This window comes from Vibrio nigripulchritudo ATCC 27043, from assembly GCF_000222685.1.
Taxonomy (GTDB): Bacteria; Pseudomonadota; Gammaproteobacteria; order Enterobacterales; family Vibrionaceae; genus Vibrio; species Vibrio nigripulchritudo.
The window spans coordinates 42,465-65,340 of the sequence record NZ_AFWJ01000113.1; the positions used below are offsets into that span (position 1 = coordinate 42,465).

The 22,876-nt window shown below is 47.0% G+C and carries 21 protein-coding genes; 6 read left to right on the plus strand and 15 right to left on the minus strand.

Features of this window, described 5'->3' with window-relative positions:
* Nucleotides 1-24 precede the first annotated feature (24 nt).
* Nucleotides 25-1,314: a phosphoribosylamine--glycine ligase gene (gene purD, locus RH89_RS11625; RefSeq protein ID WP_004402051.1), complete on the plus strand. Its 1,290-nt coding sequence runs from the start codon at nucleotides 25-27 to the stop codon at nucleotides 1,312-1,314.
* A gap of 63 nt (nucleotides 1,315-1,377) precedes the next feature.
* Here purD and RH89_RS11630 read toward each other — a convergent pair whose 3' ends face one another.
* Both RH89_RS11630 and hupA read right to left on the minus strand, forming a co-directional pair.
* Nucleotides 1,378-2,076 (minus strand): DUF1481 domain-containing protein, encoded by a 699-nt coding sequence (locus RH89_RS11630; RefSeq protein ID WP_004402052.1) that lies wholly within the window; start codon nucleotides 2,074-2,076, stop codon nucleotides 1,378-1,380.
* Between the two features lie 39 nt (nucleotides 2,077-2,115).
* The gene (gene hupA, locus RH89_RS11635; protein WP_004402053.1) at nucleotides 2,116-2,388 is read right to left on the minus strand and encodes a nucleoid-associated protein HU-alpha; all 273 of its coding nucleotides are present in this window, start codon (nucleotides 2,386-2,388) and stop codon (nucleotides 2,116-2,118) included.
* Nucleotides 2,389-2,650: 262 nt separating this feature from the next.
* Between hupA and RH89_RS11640 the strand changes: the two genes are divergently transcribed.
* Nucleotides 2,651-3,742, plus strand: coding sequence for a CNNM domain-containing protein (locus RH89_RS11640; RefSeq protein WP_004402054.1), 1,092 nt, complete (start codon nucleotides 2,651-2,653; stop codon nucleotides 3,740-3,742).
* Nucleotides 3,743-3,773: 31 nt separating this feature from the next.
* On the opposite strand, the gene RH89_RS11645 is transcribed toward RH89_RS11640, so the two are convergent.
* Nucleotides 3,774-4,661, minus strand: coding sequence for a LysR family transcriptional regulator (locus RH89_RS11645; RefSeq protein WP_004402055.1), 888 nt, complete (start codon nucleotides 4,659-4,661; stop codon nucleotides 3,774-3,776).
* Nucleotides 4,662-4,789: 128 nt separating this feature from the next.
* On the opposite strand from RH89_RS11645, the gene RH89_RS11650 reads away from it, so the two are divergent.
* Nucleotides 4,790-5,116 carry a hypothetical protein gene (locus tag RH89_RS11650; protein WP_004402056.1) on the plus strand — a complete coding sequence of 109 codons (327 nt, stop codon included), beginning with the start codon at nucleotides 4,790-4,792 and terminating at the stop codon, nucleotides 5,114-5,116.
* Between the two features lie 50 nt (nucleotides 5,117-5,166).
* On the opposite strand, the gene RH89_RS11655 is transcribed toward RH89_RS11650, so the two are convergent.
* Nucleotides 5,167-5,754, minus strand: a complete 588-nt coding sequence (locus RH89_RS11655; protein ID WP_004402057.1) for a YjaG family protein — start codon at nucleotides 5,752-5,754, stop codon at nucleotides 5,167-5,169.
* A 70-nt stretch (nucleotides 5,755-5,824) separates the two neighbouring features.
* On the opposite strand from RH89_RS11655, the gene RH89_RS11660 reads away from it, so the two are divergent.
* Nucleotides 5,825-6,751, plus strand: coding sequence for a D-2-hydroxyacid dehydrogenase (locus tag RH89_RS11660; RefSeq protein WP_004402058.1), 927 nt, complete (start codon nucleotides 5,825-5,827; stop codon nucleotides 6,749-6,751).
* A complete protein-coding gene (locus RH89_RS11665; protein WP_004402059.1) occupies nucleotides 6,751-7,329 on the plus strand; it encodes a uracil-DNA glycosylase family protein in 579 nt (192 codons plus the stop codon). The genes RH89_RS11660 and RH89_RS11665 overlap by 1 nt, the downstream gene beginning before the upstream one ends.
* Before the next feature lie 210 nt (nucleotides 7,330-7,539).
* Here RH89_RS11665 and hemE read toward each other — a convergent pair whose 3' ends face one another.
* Together hemE and nudC are read right to left on the minus strand one after the other, a co-directional pair.
* Nucleotides 7,540-8,607 (minus strand): uroporphyrinogen decarboxylase, encoded by a 1,068-nt coding sequence (gene hemE / locus RH89_RS11670; RefSeq protein WP_004402061.1) that lies wholly within the window; start codon nucleotides 8,605-8,607, stop codon nucleotides 7,540-7,542.
* Nucleotides 8,608-8,903: 296 nt separating this feature from the next.
* Nucleotides 8,904-9,671, minus strand: coding sequence for an NAD(+) diphosphatase (nudC, locus tag RH89_RS11675; RefSeq protein WP_004402062.1), 768 nt, complete (start codon nucleotides 9,669-9,671; stop codon nucleotides 8,904-8,906).
* 182 nt (nucleotides 9,672-9,853) lie between these two features.
* Between nudC and RH89_RS11680 the strand changes: the two genes are divergently transcribed.
* On the plus strand, nucleotides 9,854-10,345 hold the full coding sequence (locus tag RH89_RS11680; RefSeq protein ID WP_038142123.1) for an Rsd/AlgQ family anti-sigma factor: 492 nt from the start codon (nucleotides 9,854-9,856) through the stop codon (nucleotides 10,343-10,345).
* Between the two features lie 216 nt (nucleotides 10,346-10,561).
* Here RH89_RS11680 and rpoC read toward each other — a convergent pair whose 3' ends face one another.
* The 9 genes from rpoC to RH89_RS29205 all read right to left on the minus strand — a co-directional run.
* A complete protein-coding gene (gene rpoC, locus RH89_RS11685; protein ID WP_004402064.1) occupies nucleotides 10,562-14,758 on the minus strand; it encodes a DNA-directed RNA polymerase subunit beta' in 4,197 nt (1,398 codons plus the stop codon).
* 73 nt (nucleotides 14,759-14,831) lie between these two features.
* The gene (gene rpoB / locus RH89_RS11690) at nucleotides 14,832-18,860 is read right to left on the minus strand and encodes a DNA-directed RNA polymerase subunit beta (protein ID WP_004402065.1); all 4,029 of its coding nucleotides are present in this window, start codon (nucleotides 18,858-18,860) and stop codon (nucleotides 14,832-14,834) included.
* Nucleotides 18,861-19,109: 249 nt separating this feature from the next.
* A complete protein-coding gene (gene rplL, locus RH89_RS11695) occupies nucleotides 19,110-19,478 on the minus strand; it encodes a 50S ribosomal protein L7/L12 (RefSeq protein WP_004402066.1) in 369 nt (122 codons plus the stop codon).
* 57 nt (nucleotides 19,479-19,535) lie between these two features.
* Nucleotides 19,536-20,027, minus strand: a complete 492-nt coding sequence (gene rplJ, locus RH89_RS11700) for a 50S ribosomal protein L10 (protein ID WP_004402067.1) — start codon at nucleotides 20,025-20,027, stop codon at nucleotides 19,536-19,538.
* 268 nt (nucleotides 20,028-20,295) lie between these two features.
* Entirely contained in the window at nucleotides 20,296-21,000 is a 705-nt protein-coding gene (gene rplA / locus RH89_RS11705) for a 50S ribosomal protein L1 (protein WP_004402068.1), read from the minus strand.
* A gap of 4 nt (nucleotides 21,001-21,004) precedes the next feature.
* Entirely contained in the window at nucleotides 21,005-21,433 is a 429-nt protein-coding gene (rplK, locus tag RH89_RS11710) for a 50S ribosomal protein L11 (protein WP_004402069.1), read from the minus strand.
* 143 nt (nucleotides 21,434-21,576) lie between these two features.
* Nucleotides 21,577-22,125, minus strand: coding sequence for a transcription termination/antitermination protein NusG (nusG, locus tag RH89_RS11715; protein WP_004402070.1), 549 nt, complete (start codon nucleotides 22,123-22,125; stop codon nucleotides 21,577-21,579).
* 12 nt (nucleotides 22,126-22,137) lie between these two features.
* Nucleotides 22,138-22,539: a preprotein translocase subunit SecE gene (gene secE, locus RH89_RS11720; RefSeq protein ID WP_004402071.1), complete on the minus strand. Its 402-nt coding sequence runs from the start codon at nucleotides 22,537-22,539 to the stop codon at nucleotides 22,138-22,140.
* A gap of 224 nt (nucleotides 22,540-22,763) precedes the next feature.
* A partial coding sequence (locus RH89_RS29205; RefSeq protein ID WP_004402072.1) for an EF-Tu C-terminal domain-related protein occupies nucleotides 22,764-22,876 on the minus strand: 113 nt, incomplete at its 5' end.

Here is a 22,876-nt window from a genome sequence, read left to right on the forward strand (position 1 = left end):
TCTACATGATTTAAGGATTATAAGATGAATGTATTAGTAATCGGTGCCGGCGGTCGTGAACACGCGTTGGCATGGAAAGCGGCTCAGAACCCAAATGTTGAGACGGTTTTCGTTGCACCTGGTAATGCGGGTACGGCTCTTGAACCTAAGCTAGAAAACGTAGCGATCGGTGTAGAAGACATCGCTGCATTGGTTGCCTTCGCGAAAGAAAAAGCGATCGAGCTGACGATTGTTGGCCCTGAAGCTCCTTTAGTTATTGGTGTGGTGGATGCATTCCGCGCAGCAGACTTGCCTATCTTTGGTCCTAGCGAAGCTGCCGCGCAGCTAGAAGGCTCAAAAGCCTTCACTAAAGACTTCCTGGCTCGCCACAACATTCCTACAGCGGCTTACGCTAACTTCACGGAAATTGAGCCAGCACTGGCTTACGTTCGCGAACAAGGCGCACCAATCGTTGTTAAGGCTGACGGTCTTGCAGCAGGTAAAGGCGTTATCGTTGCGATGACCCTACAGGAAGCAGAAGACGCCATCAAAGACATGCTGGCAGGCAACGCGTTTGGCGAAGCAGGCAGTCGTGTGGTGATTGAAGAGTTCCTGGATGGCGAAGAAGCCAGCTTCATCGTAATGGTCGATGGCAAGAACGTTCTGCCAATGGCCACCAGCCAGGACCACAAACGTGTTGGCGATAAAGACACAGGTCCTAACACCGGCGGTATGGGTGCCTACTCTCCGGCTCCTGTCGTGACACAAGAAATCCATAACCGCATCATGGAAGAAGTGATCTACCCTACCGTGAACGGCATGGCTTCTGAAGGTCACCCATATACAGGCTTCCTGTACGCGGGCTTGATGATCGATAAAGACGGCACACCGAAAGTGATCGAATACAACTGCCGCTTCGGTGATCCAGAAACTCAGCCAATTATGATGCGCATGGAATCGGATCTGGTTGAACTTTGTCTGGCTGCGATCGATGAGAAACTGGACCAAGTGGAATCCAAATGGGATCCACGTGCGTCAATCGGTATTGTTCTGGCAGCAGGTGGTTACCCAGCGTCTTACAACAAGGGCGATGTCATCTCTGGTCTTCCTCAGCAGGAAGTGAGCGGAGAGAAAGTATTCCACGCAGGCACAGACAACAAAGATGGCGACATCGTGACTAACGGCGGTCGTGTGCTTTGTGCAACAGCACTTGGCAATACGGTTTCTGAAGCTCAGCAACGTGCGTACGAACTGGCGAAACAAATTAGCTGGGAAGGCATGTTCCATCGTAATGACATTGGCTACCGTGCCATTGCTCGTGAGCAAGAGAAATAATCTCAGGGCTCAGATGTGAAAAAGGCGCTCAATGAGCGCCTTTTTTGTATTCGATATTTTTGATCAGTTTTGCTCAATGAAAGAAGGTCGCTTAATGCAATCCTGACTGTCTTCCGCCAACATCAGCAGATCGTTAACGGACAGCGTATTCAAATCCTTACGACCTATAAACGCAACATAACTGTCGACTGATGACAAGCGATTGACCACAAAGCTTGGAAGCGTCTGGTTAAACGCAAGCTTTTCGTATTCCCTGTCATCACAGGTCTCGAATGTTTCACCATCCCAGTAACCCTGAATGAGTTCAAGGCTATCTTTTTCCTGCGACTCCGTCGTCTCTACCACAAAAATCGCTTCTTCCTGATAGCGCTGAATTTGCTTTTCAGGCACGGGAAGTACTTTTCCATCAACCCGATATTGCTGATAGACAGCTTCACCGGAAGCACTGAAACGTAAATGGACACGATAAGGCACGAGCTCTAGCTCGTCATTTGTGCGGTAACCTTTTCGAATCAACTCACGCAGAGTATCGCCTTGCCACGCGTAGTCCGTATGGTAGTAGCCATAGTCTCCCGATGACACGTAATCCGCCGCCGAATAGGCACTGCCTAGTCGTTTGGTAAACCAATAAAAGCTTGTAGAATCCCCAATAGATTGCCCGCCAGAATAGTATGCATACTGGTTAGCTTGAGGTACGTTGGAACTGGAAGAACAGCCGACTAACGCCGCTAGCAATAGAGGTGCGTAAAGAAATCGCTTCATAAAATAACTACGCCGAGTAAAAACTCGGCGTAGTATAGATTAGTTCACTGATTCTTTCAGTGCTTTACCAGCGACAAATGCTGGAACATTTGCTGCTGCGATTTGAATCTCGGCGCCAGTCTTAGGGTTGCGACCAGTGCGAGCTGCACGATGGTTTACTTTGAATGTACCAAAACCGATAAGTTGAACCTGGTCACCCTCTTTAAGAGCTTCAGTCACTCCGCCTAGAGTCGCTTCAAGAGCTGCTTTTGCTTGTGCTTTAGATAGATCAGCTTTTTCTGCGATGAAGTCGATGAGTTGGGTCTTGTTCATTAGGTTTCCCTTCTTGTATGTTTTTCGAAATCTAATTCACTGTAATCCATAAATACCTGTTGTGGCAAAGGTTTGTCGCCTCACTTTCGCTCTTCTGCCGAGTTTTTAACCAGATTATGAGCTTTACCTCACAATTTGTTACGACTTTTCTCACTATTAAGCTTGTTTTTCCGGCTTTCAGAACCGATTTATAGGCTAGTTGATAGTTAGCCTCTATTGGGAGCCTATTGATATCAACGACAATTATTGACTGTAGGAAACTATGTTACTGCTCGCTTTCTATGTCTCCATCGCGATTGGAGTCTCGTTCATCTGCTCCGTTCTGGAAGCGGTGTTGTTGAGTATTACCCCAAGTTACATTGCTCAGCTTCGCCAGCAAGGTCATCCATCAGCACAAAAGCTGTCGGAATTAAAAGAAGACATCGACCGACCTCTTGCTTCTATCCTGACATTGAACACCATTGCACATACGATTGGTGCCGCAACGGCAGGCGCACAAGCCACTGTGGTGTTTGGCAGCCAATGGCTTGGTGTATTCTCTGCGGTGCTGACTTTCGGTATTTTAGTCTTTTCTGAGATCGTGCCTAAAACCATCGGTGCGACATACTGGCGTCAGTTGTCCCCAATGGCTGCAACCACTTTGCGCTGGATGGTATGGGCGTTAACTCCGTTCGTCTGGTTCTCGGAACAAATCACTAAGCGCCTTGCACACGGTCATCAGGCACCGAAAATGCGTGATGAGCTATCAGCCATGGCTATACTGGCAAAAGAATCAGGCGAATTCGCAGAAGGCGAGTCGCGCATTCTTCATAACTTGCTGAACATCCAGGACGTGCCTGTCACACAGGTAATGACGCCTCGCCCGGTCGTTTTCCGTGTGGATGCAGAAATGACGATTGACGCGTTTTTGTCTGAGCACAAAGACACACCATTCTCCAGACCTCTGGTTTACAGCCAGCAGACGGACAATATTTTGGGATTCGTCCATCGCTTAGAGCTGTTTAAACTTCAGCAGTCTGGTCATGGCAGTAAGCAGCTTGGAGCCGTCATGCGCCCCATTCACGTCATCCTTAACAAGATGGCGCTGCCAAAGGCCTTTGATCAGATGATGGCTCAGCGTGTGCAGCTAGCTCTGATTGTGGATGAGTACGGCACAATTCAGGGTATCGTGACACTGGAAGACATCTTTGAATACCTGCTTGGTGAAGAGATTGTCGATGAAGCGGATAAAACCAGTGACATGCAGTTCCTGGCAAACAAGCGCTGGGAAAAGTGGAAAGAAACCCATGGCGTAATTGAAAGCCGGGATGAAGACGAAGAACAACCTTCGGAAGACACCGCGAAGAAAGACTGAATCTAAGGCTCCTTAACTGGAGCCTTTTTTATTAGGGTAATTCCGGTCCACAGGTTTTCAGGAAATCCAATAGTACCCGACACTTTCGCGGTAAGTACTGCTGCTTACGGTAATACGCAACAAACTCAAACTCCCGGCTTTGGGTATTGGTAACATCAACAGGCACCAATAAGTTGTTTTCCAGTTCCTTAGTCAGGATCAGAGCAGGCACGTAAATAATCCCCCTCCCCTGCAATGCTGCCTGAATCAGAATCTCCGTATTATCAGACCAAAGTTTCGGCTGAACTTGTACCTGTTCTCCACCAGCAAATTCCCATCTGGTTCTGGTGACCTGTTTGCCATAAGCAAGGCAAGAGTGCTGGGAAAGCGCTTCAATGCTATCTGGAATGCCGTGTTTTTCGAGATAAGCAGGTGATGCAAATAACTGGTTTACATAGCGATACAAAGGCACTCGCACAAACATGGACGAGTTGAACAACTCAATGTCCCGCGCTAATGAAATGTCCGCAAAACTTGCTGGCATCACGTCATAGTCGACACTGCGTAAATCAAACTCGATATCTGGGTACTGCTCCGTAAAGCGTTCCAAATCTTTCATCAATACACGTGAATTCACCAAGGTTGGAGCAGCAATCGTTAATACACCAGCAGGTTTGTCATTAAGGCGCGTAACCTCGGAAAGAAGCTCATTCCATTCAGAATCTATCCGACAAAAGGTCTGATAGAAGTACTCACCGGCTTCCGTGACCTCTAGCTTTCTGGTCGTTCTAATCAGTAGTTGCACTCCGAGACTGGATTCCAATTCTGCAATTTTCTTACTGATAACAGAAGGTGTCACTGCCAACGCTTTTGCTGCCTCCGCCATAGAGCCATGCTCGACCACCTGTCTGTATATCGATGCGTGCTTAAAATTCGCCATCCTTTCATTCCAAAATGGAAACTGATGCTTTCTATCTTCAGTAATTATTTTCAAATTAACAACAAATAGAATGCGTAAGTCGTTAACAAACTCGAGAAGATAACGCTTAATTTAAGGAGCAACCATCAATGAAAAATGCGAACAGTGTGATTGAGACCGTTACCTGGCGTGCAAATGAAGGCGTGAGCGAAGAAGAGATGAAAAGTGCCGTGGAGCTCATGTTACTGGATTTAAAAAACCTACCTGGCTTTATTCATGAAACCTTATCTGTGAATGAGACGGGACAGTGGCTACAACTCTATTACTGGGAAACCGCCGAAGACGCACATAACTCCAATCAACTAATGGCAGATAAGCCCTCGTTCGCCAAGTTAATCGCTCTGATTCAGCCTGATTCGGTAGATATTCAAGTTTATGGCTGTATCCATGCTTCCTCTGCCATCAGTTTTGACTAAAAACTGTTGCCCTAGACAAGAAAAAGGCTCCGAAAGGAGCCTTAGTGCGATTAAACTGCCAACCCAATATTGCTGACCGGGTCATCACGGAGCTCTTGTCGCAGCTCTTTAATCAGTTCCACATCGCGCTCGACTGCGTCTTTCAAAGGTCGGAAAATCGCCCATTGCACATCCCATTCAGCGCACACGGCTTCATTTTCTTTCTGGTTGTCGTTGGTCACTTCTTCCCCAGACTGCGCTTCTTCCAAGTGCGCAACCGTATTGACAGACTGCTCGCTGATTTTCAGCATGGATTCAAACAGAGTGTCTCTGTCTAGCAAGCCATGCAGCAGAGTGGAAAGCGCCACGCACGCGTCAATCGCCGGGTAAACGCCATAGAAATCAAAATCATCCGCAGAAGGGATCAATTCTTCCAGTTTTTCTAGCTGACGCTCGAAGTTTACTTTCGCATTTTTAACCGTGAGTAACTCCCAAACACTGTCTAAGATATCTTTATAGACACGTGATTCTGCAAACTCTGTGTTCTGGCAAAAAACCGCATAGTTGGGGTACATTCGCTCACAAAGAGACGCCATAAACGTTATTTGCTGCCAAGGCTCGAACTTTTCGAGGCGAATTTGGAGAGGATTCTGTAACATGGTGATCCAACGGTTGTAGAAAAAGACAGCGGAAGTGTACTTGATTCGCCAGAGGGAAAAAAGCAAGCCTATGAATAATTTCACCAACAAAGTCTATATCGCTTCGAAAGACCAAGCGGAATACGCATCGCTAATCAACAATGCTCAGCTAGAAGACTTGGTCATCACTCAGGATAAAAGCCTTGCCAACATCGTTCTGGCCGATCCTCCACTCATTGTTAACGACCTCCCAAACCTGACTAAACTGGAATGGTTACAGTCAACGTTTGCAGGTGTGGATGCACTAGTCGTCAGTGGACTTCGTCAGGACTATGAACTGACCAATGTAAAAGGCATATTTGGTCAGCAGATTTCCGAATACGTGGTTGGCAACACGATTGAGTACTTTCGCCACTTTTCTACATATCGGCAGCAACAGCTTAAATCTCAGTGGCAGCCTCACCCTTATCAATCCTTAGCGGATAAATCGATTTTGGTGCTCGGTACGGGCGACATCGGCTGCCATGTGGCCAAAATTTGCAATGCACTTGGAATGAAAACGGGCGGGGTCAACCGAACGGGGATCCCGGCAAAAGCATCCCCATTCAAATACACTTTCCATATTGGGGAGTTTAAATCTGCGGTAAAAGACGCGGACATCATCGTCAGTACTTTACCTTCTACGCCCGATACCCGAGGCTATCTCAATGCCGCGCGCTTAGCTCATGCAGACAACGCGTTATTGTTCAGTGTCGGACGCGGCGATGTGCTGGTTGAAGACGACCTGATCCCTGCCATCGAAAATGGCAACATCGCTCATGCTTTTCTGGATGTGTTTGAACAGGAACCTTTGCCAAAATCGTCTCCATTCTGGTCGCACGACAAGGTTTCCGTCACCCCGCACATTGCCGCAGTAAGCTTTCCACACCAAGTTTTTGAGCAGTTCAAAGAAAACTACCTCAGATGGTATGACGGGTTTAAATTGCAAAATCGCGTCGACTTCAAGAAAGGTTATTGATGGTGCCGGCTCTGCCTTCTTTACTGGCGGACATTCGCCAATGCAAAGTTTGCGAACCTGAGTTGCCATTGGGTGCTAACCCTGTGATTCAGGCTTCGGAGGAAGCGCGTTTACTGATAATCGGGCAAGCGCCCGGAACCAGAGTCCATAAAACCTCTATCCCTTGGAACGACCCAAGCGGCGATCGCCTGCGAACATGGCTGGATATCGACAAAGAGGTGTTTTACAACCCAACTAAGATCGCCATCATGCCGATGGGCTTATGCTATCCGGGAAAAGGGAAAAGTGGCGATTTACCACCAAGGAAGGAATGTGCACCTCTTTGGCATGCATCGGTTCTAGATTTGTTACCCAATATCGAAATGACACTGCTGATTGGTCAATATGCTCAGCAGTACTATCTGCAGAATCGCCCCAAGACCCTGACTCAAACCGTCGAGCAGTGGCAGCGTTGGGCACCAGAGTTTCTCCCATTACCTCACCCTTCTCCAAGAAACACACTTTGGCTGAAAAAGAATCCCTGGTTTGAGTCGGAGACCGTCCCCTACATTCGGGGGATCGTTTCTCGAGTTTTATAGCTTTTGGATCATTATGATCTTAATAGACCTAAAGCTGTACACTCCACTTACTTTAGGTGATATTTCCAAAATAACCATCTGAAATTTATAACATCGTCTCTTTTGTACAGCGAAACTACTATTTGGCCTACGATGATCCAAATGCTATTTGACCTGTACAAAAAAGCGCGCCTGCAATGCAAAGCGCGCTTTGAGAAGACATTAAGAGTGTTACTTGTGATAAGGCTTAGAAAGCTCGTGTACCGCTTCCACGAACACACCTGCGTTCTCAGGTGGCACATCAAGATGGATGCCGTGACCCAAGTTGAAGACATGCCCCGTTCCACCTTCACCAAAACCTTCTAAAATGGTGGCGACTTCTTCACGAATACGATCATGAGGTGCATAAAGCATAGACGGGTCCATATTGCCCTGCAGCGCAACTTTATCGCCTACACGAGCCTTCGCATCTGCAATATTGATCGTCCAGTCAAGCCCTACCGCATCACACCCTGTTGCTGCGATTTGCTCTAACCACATACCGCCATTTTTGGTGAACAGAGTTACTGGCACACGACGACCATCGTTTTCACGGATCAAGCCGTCGACAATCTTATGCATGTACTGCAACGAGAACAGGTTGTAATCACGAGGGGTTAATACACCACCCCAGGTATCAAACACCATTACCGATTGCGCACCGGCTTTGATTTGTGCATTCAAGTACTCAATCACACTGTCTGCAAGCTTATCCAATAACGCATGCAACGTTTGAGGCTCGGCATACATCATCTTCTTGATTTTAGTGAAGGCTTTTGAACTTCCACCCTCGACCATGTAAGTCGCAAGTGTCCACGGGCTACCAGAGAAACCAATCAGGGGAACATCACCATTCAGATCTTTACGGATCTGACGCACCGCATTCATCACGTACTGAAGTTCGCCTTCGGGATCTGGAATGCCAATTTTATCAACGTCCGCTTTGCAGGTGACTGGGTTGGTAAATTTCGGACCTTCGCCAGTTTCGAAGTACAGACCAAGCCCCATTGCATCTGGGATGGTCAGAATATCTGAAAACAGAATAGCAGCATCAAGAGGGAAACGACGTAGCGGCTGAAGAGTCACTTCCGAAGCCAGTTCTGCGTTTTTACATAGAGACATGAAGTCTCCTGCCTGCCCACGGGTTTCGCGATACTCTGGCAGGTAACGACCTGCCTGGCGCATCATCCAGACTGGGGTGTAATCTACTGGCTCTTTCAATAGAGCTCTTAGGTAACGATCGTTCTTTAGTTCAGTCATTCTGGCTTCTTCAATCGATTGTAAAGTCGCTATTCTACCACTTATCTCCATTATGGAAATCTGGGCTTTGCAACCTGGATCATGTTATTAGCGATAAAAATCAATGTGAAATTGATTCATTAGAAAGCGCATGTTACAAATTTGATCGCTAGCGAAAACTATAATATCTGGGTATATGAATACCCAGCATCTCATAACGACATCTTACTTACCCCTCCGGTATCACCGGAGGTTTTTTTTATTTAAAAGCTCATCTCCATCCCTCAATAATCTCAAGATACTAGGTTCAGCAAGAATTAATTGGGAATACTTTTTTCCGTCACTTCCCGAATCAGTGCTCGGGCAATTGTACCCTCTGGAGCAACCTCTGGTAATTCATCAAAACCAAACCACTGTGCATCAACCAGCTCCGTCTTGTCTAGCTTAATGTCACCGCTACGATAATCAGCAATAAACCCCATCATCAAACTGGAAGGGAATGCCCAGGGTTGGCTGCCAAAGTAAGTAATATTGGAAACCTCTATCCCAGTTTCTTCTTTCACTTCCCGAGCGACGCATTGTTCCAGTGTTTCTCCCACTTCAACAAACCCTGCAATCACCGTATACATGCCACCACGATGGCGGTTGTGCTGCGCCAGTAAGATCTGATTCTCTTTACGAATAGCAACGATGATACAGGGGAAGATTCTTGGATAATGTAGCGTACGACAATCACCACACTGCATAGCCAGTTGATTGAAGTTGAGATGGTTTCTTCCACCGCATTGAGGGCAAAAGCGCAGTGTTTGACTCATGTGCCCAAATTGAATGGCACGACTGATCATCCAAAATAATTCTTCCGGGTAATGCAACAAGCTGCGAAGAGGAGTCATAGGTAAGACTTGCTCCACTTCCACATGATTCAGCCAAACCACTTTCTTACTTTGGTAGTTGCCGATGACCTGCGCATTTTCTGCGTTTAAATTCAAAGAGCTGGCACTTCCTAGTGGTAGTGAGCCGTTCTCGATCCAAACTTCGCTTCCCTCGACAACACACCAATAAACTGGCTCTTCATTTTTGAACATGCCATACCCTCTTTGCTTGAAGTTCATCCATTTTACTGGCAATCTAATTTCTTACCAGAGTTTGTAGCTCAGTAAGATCCGATCTATAAATTCTATATAGAGCAAGAGATTGCATTTTAAATGGACTCCTCTGGTTTCAGAGGCTTAGATTGCTGATTGGCTAGTAATCAGATCATGAGGACATGGTCATGCTGAATAAATTCAAACAAGTACAAGAACAGTGGGGTGGCTCCAGCGAAGTCATCGATCATTGGCTCGATACACGTCAATCGCTGGTTGTGGAATATTGCGAGCTTGCAAAACCACAAACCGTTAAAGCGGCTGCCGTTTCAGGTCTGCCCTCTCCCCAAGAACTACAACGCTTCTGCCAACATCTCGTTGATTACATCTCTGAAGGTCACTTCAAAATCTACGATATGGTGATGGATCGCTGGAAATCGACCGGCTACTCACCAACCGATGAAATCAATGACACTTATGGAAAGATCGTACTCACGACCGATCCATTGCTGAACTTTACCGATAAGTACGCCACCATCGACGAAGAAGATCCGCTGAGCAAACTTGAAAGCGAGCTGTCATTGATTGGTGAAATCTTAGAAACCAGGTTCGAAGTGGAAGACCAGCTCATCAGGTTGATAGCAGACAGTTTAGCTGTTCCACCGGGCGCTTAACTCACTGCTATACTCTTGCAGGGGTGTTAATCGCACTCCTGCTTTATCACATCTAAAAAATCGTTTCTCCAGAACACTCGGTTTACTTTTCTGCACTCAAAGTATCAAGGTATCGGATCCCTTCAAATACGCACAATTTGCTATACCAAATCAGTTTAGCGATCAGCAGACACAAAAAAGGCACCTTTCGGTGCCTTTTTAACATCTTAACGTCGATTACTCTTCAGTAGAGAAACCTGCGTTCAGAAGCGCTGCCAGGTTGTCTGTCGCTTGCTCTGCAGAAGGACCTTGTTCTTCGCGTTGCTTTTGACGATCCTGGTGGTAGGCGAAACCTGTACCAGCCGGGATTAGACGACCAACGATTACGTTCTCTTTCAGACCGCGCAGGTCATCACGCTTACCAGAAACCGCAGCTTCTGTTAGTACACGTGTTGTCTCCTGGAACGATGCCGCAGAGATGAACGATTCAGTCGCTAGAGATGCCTTCGTGATACCTAGAAGCTCACGCTCAAAGCGTACAAGCTCTTTGCCTTCAGCTTCTAGTTGACGGTTAGCAATCTTAACCTGCGAGTATTCCACCTGCTCACCAGGTAGGAACTCAGAGTCACCAGCGTGAGTGATCGTACACTTACGTAGCATTTGACGAACGATAGTTTCGATGTGCTTATCGTTAATCTTTACACCTTGCAGACGGTATACTTCCTGAACTTCGTTCGAGATGTATTCCGTTACTGCACGGATGCCACGCAGACGTAGGATATCGTGCGGTGCTTCTGGACCGTCAGCGATAACGTCACCACGTTCGATCTTCTCACCTTCAAACACGTTTAGCTGGCGATGCTTAGGAATCATTTCTTCATAAGTCTCACCACCCTCGCGAGTGATTACCAGGCGACGCTTACCTTTCGTCTCTTTACCGAAGCTCACTGTACCAGTGTGCTCAGCTAGGATAGCAGGCTCTTTTGGTTTACGTGCTTCGAACAAGTCAGCAACTCGTGGAAGACCACCGGTGATATCTTTGTTACCACCAGACTTCTGAGGAATACGTGCAAGCGTGTCACCCACACCTACTTCCGCGCCGTCTTCTAGCTGTACGATTGCTTTACCAGGCAGGAAGTAGTGAGCTGGCATATCTGTACCAGGAATCATTACATCGTTACCCGCTGCGTCAATCAGCTTAACCGCTGGACGCATGTCTTTACCTGCTGAAGGACGAGCCGCTGCATCAGTTACTTCGCTTGAAGACAGACCAGTTAGATCATCTGTCTGGCGAGAAACTGTTACGCCGTCGATCATGTCAACGAATTGGATGCGACCTGCCACTTCAGTGATGATTGGCATGGTGTGCGCTTCCCAGTTAGCCACTGTTTCACCAGCTTCAACTGCGTCGTTGTCACCTTTGCTCAGGATAGAACCGTAAGGCAGTTTGTGTTTCTCTTTCGTACGACCGAACTCATCGATGATGGTCAGTTCAGATGCACGAGAAGTGATAACAAGCTTACCGTCTTTGTTGGTTACGAACTTAGCATTGTGAAGCTTCACAGAACCTGTGTTCTTCGCTTGAATGCTGTTCTCAGCCGCTGCTGTCGATGCCGCACCACCGATGTGGAACGTACGCATCGTAAGCTGTGTACCCGGCTCACCGATAGACTGAGCAGCGATTACACCTACTGCTTCACCTTGGTTCACTAGGTGACCACGAGCTAGGTCACGACCGTAACATTGCGCACAACAACCGAAGTCAGAGTCACAGGTTACAACCGAACGTACTTTCATCTTATCAACAGAGTTTTCGTCGATGATCTGACACCATTTCTCGTCGATAAGTGTGTTACGTGGAATCAGTACGTCTTCAGTACCTGGCTTAAGAATGTCTTCTGCAACCACACGACCAAGAGCAAGCTCAGTCAGTGCTACTTTAACATCACCACCTTCGATATGAGGCATCATATCGATACCATCGTGCGTGCCACAGTCGTGCTCGTGGACTACTACGTCCTGAGCAACGTCTACTAGACGACGAGTTAGGTAACCGGAGTTCGCTGTCTTAAGTGCGGTATCCGCAAGACCCTTACGAGCACCGTGGGTTGAGATAAAGTACTGAAGTACGTTCAGACCTTCTTTAAAGTTCGCGGTGATCGGCGTTTCGATGATCGAACCATCCGGACGAGCCATCAGACCACGCATACCTGCTAGCTGACGAATCTGAGCAGCAGAACCACGAGCAACGGAGTCGGCCATCATGTAGATGCTGTTGAACGACTCTTGCTGTTCTTCTTCACCATCACGGTTGATGACAGCTTCAGAAGACAGGTTATCCATCATTGCTTTCGCAACACGGTCGTTGGTAGACGCCCAAATATCGATAACTTTGTTGTAACGCTCACCAGCAGTAACAAGACCAGACTGGAACTGCTCCTGGATTTCACGTACTTCTTCTTCTGCTTCCGCGATTTCAGTGTACTTCGCGTCTGGCACAACCATGTCGTCGATACCAACAGATACACCAGACATTGCCGCGTAAGCAAAACCTGTGTACATGATTTGGTCAGCGAAGATTACTGTGTCTTTCAAGCCAAGCTTACGGTAAGCCTCGTTAAGAAGCGTAGAAATTTGCTTCTTACCAAGTTTCTGGTTTACCAAGCTAAACGGAAGACCTGATGGCACGATTTGCCATAGCATTGCACGACCGATAGTCGTATCAACTAGCTTAGTTTCCGTCACGCTGTTGCCGTCTTCGTCAACAACCGTTTCAGTAATACGAACTTTAACGCGAGTGTGAAGCTCTACAGACTGAGTGCGGTACGCTTTCTCAGCTTCAGCAGGACCAGATAGGTACATGCCTTCGCCTTTGGCGTTGATCTTGTCACGAGTCATGTAGTAAAGACCCAATACAACGTCCTGAGAAGGTACGATGATCGGATCACCTGATGCTGGTGACAGAATGTTGTTTGTCGACATCATCAGAGTACGAGCTTCAAGCTGTGCTTCTAGAGTTAGAGGCACGTGTACCGCCATTTGGTCACCATCGAAGTCGGCGTTGTACGCCGCACACACTAGTGGGTGTAGCTGAATCGCTTTACCTTCGATAAGTACTGGTTCGAACGCCTGGATACCAAGACGGTGAAGTGTTGGTGCACGGTTAAGCAGTACTGGGTGTTCGCGGATAACTTCGTCTAGGATATCCCAAACGATCGCTTCTTCACGCTCTACCATCTTCTTAGCAGCTTTGATTGTCGTCGCCATGCCACGAGTTTCTAGCTTGCTGTAGATGAATGGTTTGAATAGCTCAAGTGCCATCTTCTTAGGAAGACCACACTGGTGCAGACGAAGGTATGGACCTACTGTGATTACAGAACGACCAGAGTAGTCTACACGTTTACCTAGAAGGTTCTGACGGAAACGACCTTGTTTACCCTTGATCATATCAGCAAGAGATTTCAGAGGACGCTTGTTCGAACCTGTGATCGCACGACCACGACGACCATTATCAAGAAGCGCATCAACAGACTCTTGCAACATACGCTTTTCGTTACGTACGATGATGTCCGGAGCAGCAAGCTCTAGTAGACGCTTCAAACGGTTGTTACGGTTGATCACACGACGGTATAGGTCGTTCAGATCAGAAGTCGCAAAACGACCGCCATCTAGTGGAACCAGAGGACGTAGATCTGGTGGAAGGACTGGAAGAACCGTCAGGATCATCCACTCTGGGTTGTTGCCAGATTGAATGAATGCTTCAACGATTTTCAGACGCTTAGTTACCTTCTTACGCTTAGTTTCAGAGTTAGTAGTTTCTAGCTCTTCGCGCATTTGCTCCGCTTCACGCTGAAGATCCATAGTGCTTAGCAAATCTTTGATCGCTTCTGCACCCATCTTCGCTGTGAATTCGTCGCCCCACTCTTCCAAGCGGTCTAGGTATTCTTCTTCCGTCAGCATTTGACCTTTTTCTAGGTCAGTCATGCCTGGCTCTGTAACAACGTACATTTCAAAGTAAAGTACGCGTTCGATATCACGCAGTGGGATATCCATCAACAGACCGATACGAGACGGTAGAGATTTTAGGAACCAGATGTGAGCAACTGGAGAAGCCAGCTCAATGTGACCCATGCGATCACGACGAACTTTAGTTTGTGTAACTTCAACGCCACACTTCTCACAGATTACACCACGGTGCTTCAGGCGCTTGTATTTGCCACAAAGACATTCGTAGTCTTTAACTGGACCAAAAATACGCGCACAGAACAGACCATCGCGCTCAGGTTTGAACGTACGATAGTTGATAGTTTCAGGTTTTTTCACTTCACCAAAAGACCATGAACGAATCATGTCTGGTGAAGATAGACCGATTTTGATTGCATCAAATTCTTCGGTCTTATGCTGTGCTTTTAGAAAGTTTAATAAGTCTTTCACAATCAGCTCCTGTAAGGAGTTAAAAGGGGCTCACCCGCAAAAGTGAGCACCTTCTACCAATAATCCCGTGGGATTACTCTTCGTCTTCTAGCTCGATGTTGATACCTAGCGAGCGGATCTCTTTCAACAATACGTTGAAGGATTCTGGCATGCCAGGTTCCATGCTGTGGTTGCCGTCCACGATGTTCTTATACATCTTAGTACGACCGTTCACGTCATCCGATTTCACCGTTAGCATTTCTTGTAGAGTGTAAGCGGCACCGTATGCTTCCAGTGCCCATACTTCCATCTCACCGAAACGCTGACCACCGAACTGAGCTTTACCACCAAGTGGCTGCTGAGTTACCAGGCTGTAAGAACCGGTTGAACGTGCGTGCATCTTGTCATCAACTAGGTGGTTCAGTTTCAGCATGTACATGTAACCAACAGTTACAGGACGCTCAAACTCGTCACCAGTACGGCCATCAAACAGACGTAGCTGACCAGATTCTGGTAGGTCGCCTAGTTTCAATAGAGCCTTGATGGAAGATTCTGGCGCACCGTCGAAGATAGGTGTCGCGATTGGTAGACCACCACGTAGGTTTTGTACCAAAGTGCGAACTTCTTCATCGCTCAGTGCTGCAACATCAACTTTCTGACGGGTGTCACCCAGATCGTACACTTCTTGTAGGAAGTTACGGAACTTGTGCAGTTCTTGCTGTTCTTTCAGCATCTGGTTGATCTTGTCACCCACACCTTTCGCTGCCAGACCCATGTGTACTTCTAGGATCTGACCGATGTTCATACGTGATGGTACACCCAGTGGGTTAAGTACGATGTCGACAGGTTCACCCTTCTCATCGTATGGCATGTCTTCAACAGGGTTGATCTTAGAGATTACACCCTTGTTACCGTGACGGCCCGCCATCTTATCACCCGGCTGGATGCGACGCTTAACTGCTAGGTAAACCTTAACGATCTTCAGAACACCTGGTGCAAGGTCATCGCCTTGAGTGATCTTACGACGCTTAGTTTCAAACTTCTTATCGAAGTCTGCTTTCAGCTCGTCCCACTGCTCAGCTAGCTGCTCTAGCTGCCCTTGTAGAGACTCATCGTCAAGAGACTGTTCTAGCCACTTCTTACGATCGATAGTGTCTAGTTTCGCTTCAGAGTAACCACCTGAAATCAATACCGCTTTCACACGAGCAAGTAGACCGCCTTCCAGAATCTGGAATTCTTCAGTCAGGTCTTTCTTCGCTTCTTTCAGCTGCATTTGCTCGATTTCAAGCGCACGTTTGTCTTTCTCTACGCCATCGCGAGTGAAGACTTGAACGTCGATGATGGTACCTGAAACAGAGTTTGGTACACGCAGTGATGTATCTTTAACATCTGATGCTTTTTCACCGAAGATAGCGCGTAGTAGCTTCTCTTCAGGCGTTAGCTGAGTTTCACCCTTAGGCGTCACTTTACCAACCAGGATGTCGCCACCCTTCACTTCAGCACCGATGTAAACGATACCTGACTCGTCCAGTTTAGACAGAGCAGACTCACCTACGTTTGGAATATCCGCTGTGATCTCTTCAGAGCCCAGCTTAGTGTCACGCGCCACACAAGAAAGCTCTTGGATGTGGATAGTCGTGAAACGGTCTTCCTGAACAACACGCTCAGAAACAAGGATGGAATCCTCAAAGTTGTAACCATTCCAAGGCATGAACGCGATACGCATATTCTGACCAAGTGCCAGCTCACCAAGGTCGGTTGAAGGACCATCAGCAAGAACGTCACCACGTGCTACTGGCTCACCAGGTAGTACAGTTGGACGCTGGTTAATACATGTGTTCTGGTTAGAACGCGTGTACTTAGTCAGGTTGTAAATGTCGATACCTGCTTCACCTGGAACCAGCTCGTCTTCATTTACTTTTACAACGATACGCGATGCGTCAACAGACTGGATAACACCGCCGCGTTTAGCAACCGCTGTTACACCGGAGTCAACTGCAACGTTACGCTCGATACCAGTACCTACAAGAGGCTTGTCAGCACGTAGAGTCGGAACTGCCTGACGTTGCATGTTCGCACCCATCAATGCACGGTTCGCATCATCGTGCTCTAGGAATGGGATAAGCGATGCCGCCACAGATACAACCTGGTTCGTTGCAACGTCCATGTAATCAACTTGATCACGTGGGTGCAGACCAGATTCACCTTTCTGACGAGCAGTAACCAGTTCTTCTACGAACGTGCCTTCCTCTGTTAGACCAGAGTTAGCCTGAGCGATGATGAACTGACCTTCTTGAATAGCAGATAGGTAATCAACTTCGTCAGTAACAACACCATCTACTACGCGACGGTACGGAGTTTCTAGGAAACCGTATTCGTTACAACGCGCAAACGCAGACAGGGAGTTGATCAGACCGATGTTTGGACCTTCAGGCGTTTCGATAGGACATAGACGACCGTAGTGCGTTACGTGTACGTCTCGTACTTCGAAGCCAGCACGTTCACGAGTCAGACCACCTGGACCCAATGCAGAAATACGACGCTTGTGCGTAACTTCTGAAAGTGGGTTGTTCTGGTCCATGAATTGTGAAAGCTGTGAAGAACCAAAGAATTCTTTAACTGCTGCAGAAATTGGCTTCGCGTTGATTAGGTCTTGAGGCATGATTGCGTCAAGGTCGCCAAGGCTTAGGCGCTCTTTAACCGCACGCTCAACACGTACCAGACCAACACGGAATTGGTTTTCTGCCATTTCGCCTACGCTACGGATACGACGGTTGCCAAGGTGGTCGATATCGTCCACTTCGCCTTTACCGTTACGGATCGCGATAAGCTTCTTCATCACTTCGATGATGTCTAGTTCATCAAGTGTGCCTTGCTCTAGAGCGTCTTCGCGCTCGATAGAGCTGTTGAACTTCATACGACCAACTGTTGATAAGTCGTAACGTTCTTCAGCGAAGAATAGGCTTTCGAATAGTGCTTCTGCAGCTTCTTTTGTTGGTGGCTCACCTGGGCGCATCATGCGGTAGATTTCTACTAGCGCAGAGATACGGTCAGTGGTGCTGTCGATACGCAAAGTATCAGACATGAACGGACCGTGATCCAGGTCGTTCGTAAACAGCACTTCAAGCTTCTTATGACCAGCTTGAGACAGGTTAGCCAGTGCTTCCAGGCTGATTTCCTGGTTAGCACCAACGATGATTTCGCCAGTAGCTTCGTTGATGTAATCTTTCGAAGAAACTTTGCCTACGATGTATTCGATTGGCACTTCGATGAATTCAACGCCGTCTTTTTCAAGTTGACGGATGTGACGTGCAGTCACACGACGACCAGTCTCAACGTAAGTCTTACCGTTCGCTTCAATGTCGAATGACGCAGTTTCACCGCGCAGACGATCTGGAACCAGCTCCATAAGTAGAGTCTGATCTTTCACTTCGAAGTTCACTTTCTCGAAGAAGAGATCTAGGATTTCTTCCGTCGTTTTGTTCAGTGCACGAAGGATGATTGAAGCAGGTAGCTTACGACGACGGTCGATACGTACGTACAGGTTATCCTTAGGGTCGAACTCAAAGTCTAGCCATGAGCCACGGTAAGGAATAACACGTGCGTTGTATAAAACTTTACCTGATGAGTGGGTCTTACCCTTATCGCTGTCGAAGAACACGCCTGGGCTTCGGTGCAGCTGGGATACGATAACCCTCTCGGTACCATTAATTACGAAGGTACCATTGTCTGTCATGAGTGGAATTTCACCCATGTAGACTTCTTGTTCTTTAATGTCTTTTACAGTACCTGCCGGTGCGTCTTTATCAAAAACAACCAGGCGCAGTTTTACGCGTAGTGGTTTTGAGTATGTGACACCGCGGATTTGACATTCTTTAACGTCAAAAACTGGCTCACCAAGACGGTAGCTAACGTATTGCAGCTCAGAGTTGCCGTTGTAGCTCTGAATAGGAAATACAGAACGAAAAGCCGCTTCAAGACCGTATTGCCCTTCCGGATCCTGTTCGATGAATTTGTCGAACGAATCGAGCTGGATCGACAGCAGGTATGGAATGTCCAAAACTTGTGGACGAGTACCAAAGTCCTTACGGATGCGCTTTTTCTCGGTATAAGAGTAAACCATGGGGTTCCTCAGCTCGCTGATAAGTGACCCAAACTGTCCGCCCGTTCCTAGTTACTTAAGGAGGGGTAAGGGACAGTGACTAAACAACTGTTTACTGTAGAACAAAGCAGCAAGGTTGCTGATTCGTTTTTTTGCATGGATAGAGGCGCTTAAACAGCAGGAAAATTCGCCTATACCCTACAGCGCAAAAAGGCCGGTGGTTATTAAACCACCAGCCATTAGCCTGTCGGCTAAGAAATTAAGTAATAATTACTTAACTTCAACAGAAGCACCAGCTTCTTCTAGTTGAGCTTTAAGAGCTTCAGCTTCGTCTTTCTCGATACCTTCTTTCAGAGGTGCTGGAGCGCCGTCAACTAGAGCTTTAGCTTCTTTCAGACCTAGACCTGTAGCGCCACGTACTGCTTTGATTACAGCAACTTTGTTACCGCCAGCAGCAGTTAGGATTACGTCAAATTCAGTTTGCTCAGCAGCAGCTTCGCCACCAGCAGCACCGCCAGCTACAACAGCAGCTGCAGCAGATACGCCGAATTTTTCTTCCATAGCTTCGATAAGCTCAACAACTTGCATTACAGACATTTCTGCAACTGCGTCTAGGATTTGCTCGTTAGTAATAGACATAACAATTCTCTTTTAAGTCAACAATAAGTTTATTTTGCAACCAGTAAAAAGCAAGCCTTAAGCTGCTTCTTCTTTTTGATCGCGGATAGCAGCGATAGTACGTACCAGCTTGCCAGCAGAAGCTTCTTTCATGCACATCATTAGGCGTGCAATTGCTTCGTCGTAAGTTGGTAGTGTTGCTAGTACTTCAGCGTCAGTTACTGCGCCTTCAAATGCAGCAGCTTTGATCTCGAAGTTGTCGTTCTCTTTAGCGAAGTCTTTGAAAAGACGCGCTGCAGCACCTGGGTGCTCGTTAGAGAACGCGATCAGAGTAGGACCAGTGAAAGTGTCAGTTAGACACTCGTAATCAGTACCCTGAACCGCACGGCGTGCTAGTGTGTTACGCACGACTTTCATGTAAACGCCAGCTTCACGAGCTTGTTTACGTAGAGAAGTCATCGCGCCAACATTAACGCCACGAGAATCAGCTACAACTGCAGAAAGTGCACCACTGGCAGCTTCGTTGACTTCAGCAACAATTGCTTTTTTGTCTTGAAGATTTAAAGCCATCTTGGATTAACTCCTGGTTGTCGTTACACCACTCACACTAAAATAATGTGAGAGTTAAAACGGTGCAGTTCCAGAAGAAAGGCTATCTATTAATAAGTCAGCTTTCTTTAGGTTCGGACACCGTCTACGTAGGTTTCATTAAGTCTGCTAATGCAGACGCCTACGGTCTTGGACGGAGACTGAGTCTCTTCTCGAAAGGAGAAACTTAGTCCCAACCACAAATATTAGGCGCGAAATTATACACAAATTTCACGCCTAATCAAATTTATTATGCTGTTTGAGTGTTCAGGCTAGCCTGATCAACAGAAACACCAGCACCCATTGTAGTAGAGATGCTTACTTTCTTCAGGAAAGTACCTTTCGCTGAAGATGGCTTAGCTTTCTTAAGAGCAATTAGAAGAGACTCTAGGTTCTCTTTGATTTGCTCAGCAGAGAAGTTAGCTTTGCCGATAGTAGTGTGGATGATACCGTTCTTGTCGTTACGGTAACGAACCTGACCAGCTTTAGCGTTCTTAACTGCTTCAGCAACGTTAGGAGTTACAGTACCAACTTTCGGGTTTGGCATAAGACCACGAGGACCTAGGATAGTACCTAGTTGACCAACAACACGCATTGCATCTGGAGAAGCAACAACTACGTCGAAGTTCATTTCGCCTTTCTTAACTTGCTCAGCAAGATCTTCCATACCTACGATGTCTGCGCCAGCTTCTTTAGCTGCTTCAGCGTTTGCACCTTGAGTGAACACTGCAACGCGGATTTCGCGACCAGTACCGTGAGGTAGTACAGTTGCACCACGTACGTTTTGGTCAGATTTACGAGCATCGATGCCTAGGTTAACAGCAACATCTACAGACTCAACGAATTTAGCAGTCGCTAGTTCTTGAAGAAGAGCAACAGCTTCGTTGATTTCGTATTCTTTAGTTACGTCAACTTTTTCGCGGATTACGCGCATACGCTTAGTAAGTTTTGCCATGATATTAACCCTCTACCACTAGGCCCATTGAACGAGCAGTACCTGCGATAGAACGCTTCATCGCTTCGATGTCAGCGCCAGTCATGTCTGCAGCTTTAGTTTCTGCGATCTCTTGCAGCTGAGCGTCAGTAACAGTACCCACTTTTTCAGTGTTTGGACGACCAGAACCAGACTTAACACCTGCTGCCTTCTTAAGAAGAACTGCTGCTGGCGGAGTCTTAGTTTCAAAAGTGAAAGAACGGTCGTTGTATACTGTGATAACAACTGGGATCGGTAGACCTTTTTCTACAGATTCTGTTTTCGCGTTGAACGCTTTACAGAATTCCATGATGTTCACACCGTGTTGACCTAGAGCAGGACCAACTGGTGGACTTGGGTTTGCCATACCCGCTGCAACTTGCAGCTTGATATAAGCTTCAACTTTCTTAGCCATGATATTTCCTAAGTTTTGGGTACAAACGCCAACCTGCTGGTAAGCTCCCCGTTAGATACAAACTTTTCACTTCCATAGAAGTAAAAAGGCGCGAAATTATAATCATAATTCGCGCCTTTCACAACCCTAGATAAGGTGTTTTTTTAATCAAGCTTATCCACTTGACCGAACTCAAGTTCAACCGGTGTTGCACGACCAAAGATCGATACAGACACTTTTATACGGCTCTTCTCGTAGTCCACTTCCTCAACCGTACCATTGAAGTCAGCAAATGGTCCTTCGTTAACACGAACCACTTCACCCGCTTCAAACATTGTCTTAGGACGTGGAGCTTCGCTCGCTTTCTCTAGACGGTTAAGAATTGCATCCGCTTCTTTGTCAGAAATCGGAGCAGGACGATCAGAGGTACCACCAATGAAGCCCATGACACGCGGCACACTGCGCACTAGGTGCCATGATTCATCGTTCATGATCATCTGAACCAGAACATAGCCTGGGAAGAATTTACGCTCGCTCTTGCGGCGTTGACCTGCACGCATTTCAACAACTTCTTCTGTTGGAACAAGAACTTCACCAAAAAGTTCTTCCATGTCGTGCATTTTGATGTGCTCACGAAGAGACTGAGCCACACGACCTTCAAATCCAGAGAAGGCTTGAACCACATACCAGCGTTTTTTAGGAGCTTCACTCATGTATTAAAACCCTCACACCCCAGTCGCTAGAGCAACCAGACGAACCATAATGCCGTCGATACCCCAAAGCGCTAGAGCCATAACTATACTAACTGCTAACACAATCAATGTTGTTTGCATGGTCTCTTGGCGAGTAGGCCAAACTACCTTGCGAACTTCTACTTTTGCTTCATTTGCAAAAGTGATTGCTGCTTTACCTTTACCTGTAGTAGCGGCAATTGCCAGTGCAGCACCCACAAGCACAATGGCACCTGCTGCACGGAACACTACGTTTAGCTCATAAACTGTGAACTCTTTACCACCACCCAGAACAGCATTTCCTACAACAGCAGCGGCAAGCAGAATAACAGCGACAATCCACTTAAATGTATCTGCTGCATTGGAGCTATCAGGAGTTTCAGCGTTTGCTTTCATAAAACCAACCTGTGACAAGTCTTAAATATAGACGACAACAACCCCGCTGTTGCAGGGCACATTCCATCGCATTGGAACCCAACGCATACAAGGAAAAAGATGAGATCTTTTTCACAAAATTCTTTGCTTTGAGCAATAAATGACAAGCCTTGTCATTCATCTCTTTTTTTAGCGCAGAAAAAGGGCATCAAATGATGCCCTTTTTACTAGTGGTTCGTCAAATCTTAATCAAAGATTTTCGCAACAACACCAGCACCTACTGTACGGCCACCTTCACGGATTGCGAAACGTAGACCTTCGTCCATCGCGATTGGAGCGATTAGAGTAACAGTCATTT

Coding starts and splice junctions, on each gene's coding strand:
- purD (WP_004402051.1), top strand. CDS start 25: ATGAATGTATTAGTAATCGGTGCCGGCGGTCGTGAACACGCGTTGGCA.
- RH89_RS11630 (WP_004402052.1), bottom strand. CDS start 2,076: ATGAAGCGATTTCTTTACGCACCTCTATTGCTAGCGGCGTTAGTCGGC.
- hupA (WP_004402053.1), bottom strand. CDS start 2,388: ATGAACAAGACCCAACTCATCGACTTCATCGCAGAAAAAGCTGATCTA.
- RH89_RS11640 (WP_004402054.1), top strand. CDS start 2,651: ATGTTACTGCTCGCTTTCTATGTCTCCATCGCGATTGGAGTCTCGTTC.
- RH89_RS11645 (WP_004402055.1), bottom strand. CDS start 4,661: ATGGCGAATTTTAAGCACGCATCGATATACAGACAGGTGGTCGAGCAT.
- RH89_RS11650 (WP_004402056.1), top strand. CDS start 4,790: ATGAAAAATGCGAACAGTGTGATTGAGACCGTTACCTGGCGTGCAAAT.
- RH89_RS11655 (WP_004402057.1), bottom strand. CDS start 5,754: ATGTTACAGAATCCTCTCCAAATTCGCCTCGAAAAGTTCGAGCCTTGG.
- RH89_RS11660 (WP_004402058.1), top strand. CDS start 5,825: ATGAATAATTTCACCAACAAAGTCTATATCGCTTCGAAAGACCAAGCG.
- RH89_RS11665 (WP_004402059.1), top strand. CDS start 6,751: ATGGTGCCGGCTCTGCCTTCTTTACTGGCGGACATTCGCCAATGCAAA.
- hemE (WP_004402061.1), bottom strand. CDS start 8,607: ATGACTGAACTAAAGAACGATCGTTACCTAAGAGCTCTATTGAAAGAG.
- nudC (WP_004402062.1), bottom strand. CDS start 9,671: ATGTTCAAAAATGAAGAGCCAGTTTATTGGTGTGTTGTCGAGGGAAGC.
- RH89_RS11680 (WP_038142123.1), top strand. CDS start 9,854: ATGGTCATGCTGAATAAATTCAAACAAGTACAAGAACAGTGGGGTGGC.
- rpoB (WP_004402065.1), bottom strand. CDS start 18,860: ATGGTTTACTCTTATACCGAGAAAAAGCGCATCCGTAAGGACTTTGGT.
- rplL (WP_004402066.1), bottom strand. CDS start 19,478: ATGTCTATTACTAACGAGCAAATCCTAGACGCAGTTGCAGAAATGTCT.
- rplJ (WP_004402067.1), bottom strand. CDS start 20,027: ATGGCTTTAAATCTTCAAGACAAAAAAGCAATTGTTGCTGAAGTCAAC.
- rplA (WP_004402068.1), bottom strand. CDS start 21,000: ATGGCAAAACTTACTAAGCGTATGCGCGTAATCCGCGAAAAAGTTGAC.
- rplK (WP_004402069.1), bottom strand. CDS start 21,433: ATGGCTAAGAAAGTTGAAGCTTATATCAAGCTGCAAGTTGCAGCGGGT.
- nusG (WP_004402070.1), bottom strand. CDS start 22,125: ATGAGTGAAGCTCCTAAAAAACGCTGGTATGTGGTTCAAGCCTTCTCT.
- secE (WP_004402071.1), bottom strand. CDS start 22,539: ATGAAAGCAAACGCTGAAACTCCTGATAGCTCCAATGCAGCAGATACA.